This window comes from Streptomyces sp. NPDC058000, from assembly GCF_042886435.1.
In the GTDB taxonomy this organism is placed as follows: domain Bacteria; phylum Actinomycetota; class Actinomycetes; order Streptomycetales; family Streptomycetaceae; genus Streptomyces.
In genome coordinates, this window is record NZ_JBHVQS010000116.1 from 1 (window position 1) to 11,336 (window position 11,336).

The window sequence follows — 11,336 nt, forward strand, 5'->3', positions numbered from 1 at the left end:
GTCCCGCCACCGCCCGCCGCCCCGACGATTTCTAGGACAGGCCGATCTCGTTGTCGAGGAGGTCGAAGACCTCTTCGTCGGAGGCGGATTCGAAGTCGAAGTCCGCATCGGATCGGGGGGCCTGCTGCCCGGTTGCCGTGGAGGCGTCCCGCAGGGCGTCCCACTTCGCCCGGAGGACCTCCAGGCGACCGGCCACCTGCTCGTGGACCTCCTCCGTGACGGCGAGCCCGCCGAAGGCCCTCTCCAGCCGTTCGAGCTCGCCCAGGAGTGCCTCCGGGCCGGAGGCCGCCTCGGGGGCGATCCGGGCGTGGAGGTGGTCGACCAGCTCCGCCGGCGTCGGGTAGTCGAAGAGCAGGGTCGCCGGCAGGCGGATCCCGGTGAGGGCACCCAGCCGGTTGCGGAGTTCGACCGCGGTGAGGGAGTCGAAGCCGAGGTCCAGGAAGGCACGGTCCTCGTCGATCTCCGCGGCTCCGGTGTGTCCGAGGACCACCGCCACCTGGCCGCGCACGGCGTCCAGGACGACCTCGCGGCCCTCCGCCGTCGACCGGCCGGTCAGGCGCCGGGCGAAGGCCGCCGCCGCGTCACCGTCCGCGGTGGCCGCCGCCCGGCGCCCCGGGACCCGGATCAACCCGCGGAGCAGAGACGGAACCTCGCCCTGCCGACGCAGTGCCGCCAGGTCCAGACGGACCGGAAGCGCGGCGGGCCGGTCGGCGGCCAGCGCGGCGTCGAAGAGGGCCAGGCCCTCCTCGACGGACAGCGGCGGCATGCCCGAACGGGCCATGCGCTGCACGTCGGCCTCGGACAGCGTGCCCGTCATGCCGCTGTCCTGCGACCACGGGCCCCACCCGAGCGAGGTGGCCGGCAGCCCTCGTTCCCTGCGGTGCTGTGCCAGGGCGTCCAAGAAGGCGTTGCCCGCCGCGTAGTTCGCCTGACCCGCACTGCCGAACGTGCCGGCGACCGACGAGAAGACGACGAACTCGTCCAGTGCCAGGTCCTTGGTGGCCTCGTGCAGATGCCAGGCGGCATCCACCTTGGGCCGCAGGACCGCCGCCAACCGCTCGGCCGTCAACGACCCCACCACACCGTCGTCGAGAACACCCGCCGTGTGCACCACCGCACCGATCCGATGCCCGGAAACCAACTCCCCGACAGCACCCCGATCCGTCACATCACACGCCACGACCGAAACCTCGGCACCACACCGACCCAGCTCCGCCACCAACTCCTCAACACCCTCGGCATCCGGACCCCGCCGACTCACCAACAACAGACTCCGCACACCATGCTCAGCAACCAAGTGCCGCGCCACCACACGCCCCAGACCACCGGTACCACCAGTGATCAACACCGTGCCGGAGTTCCAGGCGGTGGCGGGTTCCGGAGCGTCCGGGCGTTCGGTCCGGGCCACCCGCGGGGCGAGGACCTGGTCGGCGCGCACCAGCAACTGCGGTTCGTCCGAGGCCAACGCCCGCGGCAGGAGCGCCACTTCGGCCTCCTCCGCCACGTCCACCAGGCCGAAGCGGCCCGGGTTCTCCGCCTGCGCCGAGCGCACCAGGCCCCACACCGCCGCACCCGCGAGGTCCGCTCCGGACACCGCGCCACGGGTGACGAACACCAGCCGTGCGTCGGCGAACCGCTCGTCGGCCAACCACGACTGCACCCTCGCCAGAGCCCAGGCGGCCGCGGCGTGGACGGACTCCACCATCCCGGCGGGCGCGACCGCCGACGGGGCGAACACGATGTCGGGGACACCAGCCTCCGCCAGGTCGTCGAGGTCCGCATGGGGCTGGAGCGCCAGTTCGTCGAGGATGCCGTGGGCGTCCTTGCCGAGCACGGCCAGCGAGTCGGCCGGCTCGTCCGCGAGGTGGATGCCGGTCCAGTCGACCTGGAAGAGCGCGTCACGGTCGCCGGTCTGCAACTGCCCGGTGCTGATCGGGCGCGCGATCAGGGACCGGACCGAGGCCACCGGCGCGCCGGTCGGGTCGGCGAGGGCGATCTGCGTGCCGTCGCCGGTGGAGCGGAGCCGGACCCGCACCCGGGAGGCGCCGGACGCGTGCAGGGAGACACCGCTCCAGGAGAAGGGGACACGGGCCTCGGCCGCTCCCCCGCCGCCCAGGAGCCCCGCGTGCAGGGCGGCGTCGAAGAGCGCGGGGTGCAGCGCGTAGGCGGCGCCGTCGGTCCCTTCGGGGAGCTGGACCTCGGCGTAGACGTCCGCGTCGAGCTTCCAGGCCGCCCGCAGGCCCCGGAACACCGGGCCGTACGCGAACCCGGCGTCCGCGAAGTCCTCGTAGCAGTCCGCCACGTCGAGCGGCTCGGCGCCCTGCGGGGGCCAGGCCGCCGCCTCGAACGCCACCACCGCATCGGTGGCCGGGGCCACCGCACCGCTGGCGTGCAGCGTCCAGGGGCCCTCGCCCTCGCGGGCGTGGACGGACACCGGTCGGCGTCCCTCGTCCTCGGGCTCGCCCATCCACACCTGCACCTGCACCGCGGACCCCGACGCGGGCAGCACCAGCGGCGCGGCCAGCGTCAGTTCCTCCAGCGCAGCGCAGCCGACCTCGTCGGCCGCCCGCAGCACCAGCTCCACCAGCGCCGTTCCCGGCACCAGTACCGATCCCAGCACCACGTGGTCGGCCAGCCACGGTTGCGCGGACGTCGACAGTCGTCCGGTGAACAACCGGCCGCCGGAGTTGGCGAGTTCGACCGCGGCACCCAGGAGCGGATGCCCGATCGAGCCCAGTCCCGCGGACCGCACGTCACCCGCCCGAGCCGCCCCTCCCGCCGGCCAGAACCGCTCGTGCTGGAACGCGTACGTCGGCAGGTCCACCCACCGCGCACCCGAACCGGCGAGGACGGCGGACCAGTCGACCGGCACGCCGTGGGCGTGCAGCCGCGCCACCGCCGTGAGCGGTGCCGTCGCCTCGAGCCGGTCCTTGCGCAGCGCGGGAACGAGAGCCGATCCGTCCGCGGCGGACTCCGCTGCGAGCGCGGAGAGGGCACCGTCGGGGCCCAGCTCCAGGAAGCGCGTCACGCCCTGGGCCGCCAGCGCGGCGACCCCGTCGGCGAACCGTACGGCCGCGCGGACGTGGTTGACCCAGTACTCCGCGGAGCACAGCTCTTCCGCGGTGGCGGGCTCGCCGGTCACGTTGGAGATGACGGGCAGGCGCGGCGCGTCGTACGTCATGCCGCCGGCGACGGTGCGGAACTCGTCGAGCATCGGTTCCATCAGCGGCGAGTGGAAGGCGTGCGAGACCCGCAGCCTGCTGGTCTTGCGGCCCTTCCCCTCGAAGTGCGCGGACACGGCCAGCACCTCGTCCTCCGCACCGGAGACCACGACCGACGACGGACCGTTGACCGCCGCGATCGACACCGTCTCCGACACGTGCGACAGCGCCTCTTCCTCCGTCGCCTGGATCGCCACCATGGCTCCGCCGGACGGCAGTTGCTGCATGAGCCGACCGCGGGCCGCCACCAGCGCGCAGGCGTCGGAGAGGGAGAAGACGCCGGCGACGTGCGCGGCGGCGATCTCCCCGACGGAGTGCCCCAGGAGGTGGTCCGGGCGGACGCCCCACGACTCCACCAGCCGGTACAGCGCCACCTCGATCGCGAACAGTGCCGCCTGGGCGTACCCCGTCTGGTTCAGCAGCTCCGCGTCCTCGCCCCAGACGACCTCGCGCAGCGGGCGGTCCAGGTGCGCGTCCAGGGCGGTGCACACCGCGTCGAACGCCGCCGCGAACACCGGCTGGGTGCGGTGCAACTCCCGTCCCATGCCGAGGCGTTGCGAGCCCTGGCCGGAGAAGAGGAAGGCGAGCCTGCCCGACCGGGCGCGGTCGTGCGCCACGACGGCCGGCTCCGTGCGGCCGTCGGCCAGGGCCGACAGCGAGCGCAGCAGGTCCTCCCGGTCCGCGGCCAGGATCACCGCACGGTGGGAGAACGCCGCACGGCCGGTCGCCAGCGCGTGGGCGACGTCGGTGACCCGGGTCCTGGGGTCGGCGTCGGCCAGACGGGCCAGCAGTCGGGCCGCCTGGGCCCGCAGCGCCGGCTCGCTCCGGCCCGACAGCAGCACCGGCACCGACGCGGCGGCATCGGCCGCCCCGTCCTCGGTGCCGTCCGGTGCGGCCTCGTCCGTGACCGGCTCGGGCTGCTCCAGGATGACGTGCGCGTTCGTGCCGCTGATCCCGAAGGACGAGACGCCGACGCGGCGCGGGCCGTCGCCCTGCGGCCACTCGGTCGCGGCGGTCAGCAGGGCCACAGCACCGGAGTCCCAGTCCACGTGGGACGACGGGGCATCGACGTGCAGCGTCCTCGGCAGCACACCGTGCCGCATCGCCAGCACCATCTTGATGACGCCCGCCACGCCCGCCGCGGCCTGGGCGTGACCGATGTTCGACTTGATCGAACCCAACCACAACGGCCGGTCCACCGACCTGTCCTGCCCATAGGTGGCCAACAGCGCCTGCGCCTCGATCGGGTCACCCAACGTCGTGCCCGTACCGTGCGCCTCCACCGCATCCACGTCCGCAGCCGACAACCCCGCACTGGCCAACGCCTGCCGGATCACCCGCTGCTGCGACGGACCGTTCGGCGCCGTCAGACCATTCGACGCACCGTCCTGGTTCACCGCGGAACCCCGCACGGTCGCCAGGATGCGGTGTCCGTTGCGGCGCGCGTCCGACAGGCGCTCCAGCACCAGGATGCCGACGCCCTCGCCCCAACCGACGCCGTCCGCGCCGTCGGAGAACGCCTTGCAGCGCCCGTCCTCGGCGAGACCGCCCTGGCGGGAGAACTCCACGAACGTCGACGGCGTCGACATCACCGTCACGCCGCCCGCGAGCGCCAGCGAGCATTCGCCCTGCCGCAGCGACTGGGCCGCCAGGTGCAGCGCCACCAGCGACGACGAGCACGCCGTGTCCACCGTGATGGCGGGGCCCTCGAAACCGAAGGTGTAGGACACTCGGCCCGAGGCGACACTGCCCGCGCTGCCGCTGCCCTGGTAGCCCTCGAACTCGCGCCCGGACAGCAGCGTGGAGTAGTCGTGGTACATCACGCCGGCGAAGACACCGGTCCGGCTGCCCCGCAGGGTCGCCGGGTCCATGCCGGCCCGCTCCAGCGCCTCCCAGGTCGTCTCCAGCAGCAGCCGCTGCTGGGCGTCGGTGGTCAGGGCCTCGCGGGGGCTCATCCCGAAGAACTCCGGGTCGAACTGCGCCGCGTCCTTGAGGAACCCACCGGAGCGGGTGTCGATGGCGCCCTCGGCGTCGGGGTCGTGGGTGTCCTCGATCTCCCAGCCGCGGTCGGTGGGGAAGTCGGACACCGCGTCCACGCCCTCGGACACCAGGCACCACAGGTCCTCCGGCGAGGCGACGCCGCCCGGGAACCGGCAGCTCATGCCGACGATCACCACGGGGTCGTCCGTCAGGGACGGGAGGGCGGACACCGCGAGCGGCGCCGCGGTGTCCGCGCCGAACAGCTCGCCCAGGAGGTGGTCCGCCAGGGCGTCGGCCGTCGGGTAGTCGAACACGGCTGTCGCCGGGAGCCGCAGACCGGTGGCCCTGGCCAGTACGTTGCGCAGTTCGATGGCGGTCAGCGAGTCGAAACCGAGGTCCTGGAAGGCCCGGTCCGGGGCGACCGTCTCCGGGCCCGCGTGCCCCAGGACCGCCGCGATCTGGGCTCGTACGACGTCGAGCAGCGCCGCGCGCCGCTCCGCCGTGGACAGCCCGGTCAGCCGCGGTGCGAGGCCGGCTGCCGCGACGGCGCCGGACCGGCGGGTCCGCGTGCGGATCAGGCCGCGCAGCAACGGCAGCGGCTCACCCTGTGCGCGGAGCGCCGCGAGGTCCAGGCGGACGGGCAGTGGCGCCGGCTCACCGGTGCCGAGCGCGGCGTCGAAGAGGGCCAGGCCCTCCTCGGTCGACAGCGGCGGCATGCCCTGACGGGCCAGGCGCCGGAGGTCGACGTCGGTGAGGGCGCCGGTCATCCCGCTGTCCTGGGTCCACGCCCCCCACGCCAGCGACGCGGCGGGCAGTCCCTGTGCGCGACGGTGGCGCGCCAACGCGTCCAAGAAGGCGTTCGCCGCCGCGTAGTTGCCCTGGCCGGGGCTGCCGACCGTGCCGGCCACGGACGAGAACACCACGAAGGCGTGCAGGTCGCGGTCCTTGGTCGCTTCGTGCAGGTGCCAGGCCGCATCGACCTTCGGCCGCAACACCCCCGCCAGGCGCTCCGGAGTCAACGACTCCACCACGCCGTCGTCGAGGACGCCGGCCGTGTGCACCACGGCCGTCGGCTCATGCCGGCTGATCAGGTCGGCCACCGCCGCCGCGTCCGAGACGTCGCACGCCTCGACCACCGCCTCCGCGCCGGCCCGCGCCAGTTCGGCTACGAGCTCGGGTGCGCCCTCGGCAGTCTGGCCGCGCCGGCTGACCAGCAGCAGGCTCCGCACTCCGTGGGCGGCCACCAGATGCCGCGCCACAGCACTGCCCAGGCCCCCGGTACCGCCGGTGACGAGGATCGTTCCGTCGGTGTCCCAGCGCTCCGCGTGCTCCGAGTGGGCACGGGCCAGCCGCGGTGCCAGCACCTCGGTGCCGCGCACCAGCAGTTCCCCTTCGTCGGTCGCGAGGGCCTGCGCCAGCACGCTCCGGTCGGCGTCGTCGTCGAGGTCCACCAGGCCGAAGCGCTGCGGGTTCTCCGACTGCGCCGAGCGGACCAGGCCGTGCACGGCGGCGGCCGCGAGGTCCGCGCCGGACACCGCGCCCCGGGTCACGAACACCAGGCGCGAGGACGCGAACCGCTCCTCCGCCAACCACGCCTGCACGGTTTCCAGCGCCCAGGCGGCGGTGCGGTGCACGGACTCCACCACGCCCGCGGCGTCGGCGGGGGGTGCGACGAGGACCGTCGCCGGCACGGTCGGGCCGGTCAGGTCCGCGAGGGTCCGCAACGGCTCGCCCTGCGGTCCGGTGCCCGGTTCGATGCGTTCACCCGTGAGCGGGACGGGGACCCAGTCGACCGTGAAGAGGCTGTCCCGGTCGGCGGCCTGTACCTGCGCGGCCGAGAGCGGACGCGCCACCAGGGAGTCCACGGAGGCGACCGGGGCACCGGAGGTGTCCGCGAGCACCACGGACATGCCGTTCGCGGTGGTGCGGATCCGGACGCGGAGGTGGGAGGCCCCGGAAGCGTGCAGGGCGACTCCGCTCCACGAGAACGGGACGCCGGTCACCTCCCCGTCGCCGGCTGCCGCCGCGTGCAGGGCGGCGTCGAAGAGCGCGGGGTGCAGGCCGTAGGTGCCGCCGTCCGTACCCTCCGGGAGGCTCACCTCGGCGTAGACGTCCGCACCGAGCTTCCAGGCGGCCCGCAGGCCCCGGAACACCGGGCCGTACGTGAGCCCCGCGTCGGCGAGCGCGTCGTAGCAGTCCGCCGCGTCCACCGGCTGGGCGCCCGGCGGGGGCCAGGCCGCGACGTCGAAGGCGACTGCTCGGGCCCCCGAGGTCACGGCACCGCTGGCGTGCAGGGTCCAGGGACCCTCGGTCTCCCGGGCGTGCACCGACGCCGAGCGGCGGCCCGACTCATCCGGTTCGCCCAGCCACACCTGCACCTGCACTCCGCCGCCCGAGGCGGGCAGCACCAGCGGGGCGGCCAGCGTCAGCTCCTCCAGCAGGTCGCAGCCGACCTCGTCGGCCGCCCGGAGCACCAGCTCCACCAGCGCCGTTCCGGGCACCACGACCGAGCCGAGGACCACGTGGTCCGCCAGCCACGGATGGGCGGACGACGAGAGCCGTCCGGTGAACAACAGTCCCCCGGAACCGGCCAGTTCGACCGCGGCGCCGAGCAGTGGGTGCGCCGGGGAGTCCAGGCCCGCGAACCGCACGTCGCCGGAGCGCGCCACCCGACCCGACGGCCAGAACCGCTCGTGCTGGAACGCATACGTCGGCAGGTCCACCCACCGCGCACCCGTACCGGCGTACAGCGCCGCCCAGTCGACGCCGGCGCCGTGGACGTGCAGGTGCGCCAGGGCACCGAGCAGCGCCGTCTCCTCGGGCCGGTCCTTGCGCAGGACGGGAGCGAGCACCACGTCGTCCGTCAGTGACTCCTCGGCCAACGCCGACAGCACACCGTCCGGACCGAGTTCGAGAAAGCGCGTCACGCCTTCCTGGTGCAGCGCCGCCACCCCGTCCGCGAAACGCACCGCCTCGCGCACGTGCCGGACCCAGTAGTCGGCCTGGCGGAGCTGTTCGGGCTCGGCCGGGCGACCAGTCAGGTTCGAGACGATGGGGAGCGTCGGCGCGCCGAAGGACAGCCGCGCCACCACGGCGCGGAACTCGTCGAGCATCGGTTCCATGAGCGGCGAGTGGAAGGCGTGCGAGACCCGCAGCCGGGTCGTCTTGCGGCCCTCCCCCTCGAAGTGCGCGGCCACGGCGAGGACGTCGTCCTCCGCGCCGGAGACCACGACCGACGACGGACCGTTGACCGCCGCGATCGAGACGTCCTGGGTCAGGTGCGGAAGGACCTCCTCTTCCGTCGCCCTGATCGCCACCATCGCCCCGCCCGTGGGCAGTTGCTGCATCAGCCGACCCCGGGCCGCCACCAGCGCGCACGCGTCCGGAAGGGAGAAGACCCCCGCCACGTGCGCCGCGGCGACCTCGCCGATCGAATGGCCGGCCACGAAGTCGGCGCGCACGCCCCACGCCTCCGTCAACCGGTACAGCGCCACCTCCAGTGCGAACAACCCGGCCTGGGCGTAGGCGGTCTGGTTCAGCAGGTCCGCGTCCTCGCCCCACACGACGTCCCGCAGGGGACGGTCCAGGTGCTCGTCCAAGGCGGCGCACACCGCGTCGAACGCCGCCGCGAAGACCGGCTGACTGTCGTACAACTCCCGTCCCATGCCGAGGCGTTGGGACCCCTGGCCGGAGAACAGGAAGGCCGTCCTGCCCGCGCCGGAGGTGCCCTCCACCAGGCCGGCGTCGGCCTCGCCGACCGCGAGGGCGGACAGGGCGAGCACCAGCGCCTCGCGGTCCTGGCCCCACACCACCGCGCGGTGGGGGAAGCTCGCCCGTGCGGTCACCAGGGAGCGGCCGATGTCCCGCGCGGAGCGCGCGTCGCGGCCGGCGACGTGGGACAGCAGACGGGCCGCCTGGCCGCGCAGTGCGGCCTCGCTCCTGCCGGAGAGCACCCACGCCAGCGCGCCGGGCTCCTCCTCGGCGACGTCCGGAGCGGCGTCGTCCGCGATCGGCTCGGGCTGCTCCAGGATGACGTGCGCGTTCGTGCCGCTGACACCGAAGGAGGAGACGCCCGCGCGACGCGGGCCCTCGCCCTGCGGCCACTCGACCGCGGAGGCCAGCAGTTCCACCGCACCGGCGCTCCAGTCCACGTGGGACGACGGGGCATCGGCGTGCAGCGTCCTCGGCAGTACGCCGTGCCGCATCGCCTGCACCATCTTGATGACGCCCGCGACGCCGGCCGCGGCCTGGGCGTGACCGATGTTCGACTTGATCGAACCCAACCACAACGGCCGGTCCGCCGACCTGTCCTGCCCATAGGTGGCCAACAGCGCCTGCGCCTCGATCGGGTCACCCAACGTCGTGCCCGTACCGTGCGCCTCCACCGCATCCACGTCCGCAGCCGACAACCCCGCACTGGCCAACGCCTGCCGGATCACCCGCTGCTGCGACGGACCGTTCGGCGCCGTCAGACCATTCGACGCACCGTCCTGGTTCACCGCGGAACCCCGCAGCACGGCCAGCACCCGGTGCCCGTTGCGGCGCGCGTCCGACAGGCGCTCCAGCACGAGCATGCCCACGCCCTCGCCCCAGCCGACGCCGTCCGCGCCGTCGCCGAACGACTTGCACCGTCCGTCCGCCGCCAGGCCGCGCTGCCGCGAGAACTCCACGAACATCGTCGGGGTGGAGAGCACCGTCACGCCGCCGGCCAGGGCCAGCGAGCACTCGCCCGAACGCAGCGCCTGCGCCGCGAGGTGCATCGCCACCAGCGACGACGAGCACGCCGTGTCGACCGTCACCGCCGGACCCTCGAAACCGAAGGTGTAGGACACCCGGCCCGAAGCGACGCTGGCCGCGCTGCCGTTGCTGCGGTAGCCCTCGAACTGGTCGGCGACCAGGAGCTGTTCGTAGTCGCCGTACATCACGCCGGCGAAGACACCGGTCCGGCTGCCGCGCAGCGACGTCGGGTCGATGCCCGCCCGCTCGATGGCCTCCCAGGTGGTCTCCAGCAGCAACCGCTGCTGCGAGTCCGTCGCCAGCGCTTCCCTGGGGCTCATCCCGAAGAACCCGGGGTCGAACTCCGGTGCCTCGTGGAGGAAGCCGCCGGAGTGGCTGTACGAGGTGCCGATGGCCTCGGGGTCGGGGTTGTAGAGGGACTCCACGTCCCAGCCGCGGTCCGTCGGGAAGTCGGACACCGCGTCCGTGCCCTCGGACACCAGGCGCCACAGGTCCTCCGGGGAGGCGACGCCGCCCGGGTAGCGGCAGCTCATGCCGACGATCACGACCGGGTCGTCGGCCGCTGCCAGCGGGTTCGGACCCACGAGCACCGGCGCGTCCTGGTCGTGGGCGCCGAACAGCTCGTCCAGGAGGAAGTCGACGAGCACGCCCGCCGAGGGGTAGTCGAACACAGCGGTGGACGAAAGGCGCATGCCGGTGGCCGCGTTGAGCCGGTTGCGCAGCTCGACGGCGGTCAGCGAGTCGAAGCCGAGGTCCTGGAAGGCACGGTCCGGGTCGACCGTCTCCGGGCCCGCGTGGCCCAGGACGACCGCGACCTGGGCGCGCACGAGGTCCAGCAGGGCCTCGCGCCGTTCCACCGTGCCCAGCGCGGACAGGCGCTCCACGAGGCCGGCGACCGCGGCGGAGCCGGCCACCGTCGAGCGGCGGACCCGGGTCCTGACCAGGCCGCGCAGCACCGCCGGTACGTCGTCCTGCTTCCGCAGTGCGGCCAGGTCGAGGCGGACGGTCAGGACGAGCGCGTCGTCGGCGGCCAGCGCGGCGTCGAAGAGCGCGGCGCCCTCCGCGGGGCTGAGTGCGGGCATGCCCGCACGGGCGATCCGCTGGAGGTCGGCGTCCGTCAGCGTGCCGGTCATGCCGCCGTCCTGCGACCACGGGCCCCACGCCAGGGACGTGGCGGGCAGTCCGGCCGCGCGGCGGTGGTGCGCCAGGGCGTCCAAGAAGGTGTTGCCCGCCGCGTAGTTGGCCTGTCCGGCGCCGCCCCAGAGGCCGGAGACGGACGAGAAGAGGACGAACGCGGCGAGGTCCAGGTCCTTGGTGGCCTCGTGCAGATGCCAGGCGGCATCCACCTTGGGCCGCAGGACCGCCGCCAACCGCTCGGCCGTCAACGACCCCACCACA

At 74.0% G+C, this 11,336-nt stretch carries 1 pseudogene; it reads right to left on the reverse strand.

Annotated features, from left to right (window positions below):
- Positions 1-31: 31 nt before the first annotated feature.
- Positions 32-11,332, reverse strand: a pseudogene (locus tag ACFVT2_RS42860) (SDR family NAD(P)-dependent oxidoreductase); the annotation flags it as partial.
- Positions 11,333-11,336 lie beyond the last annotated feature (4 nt).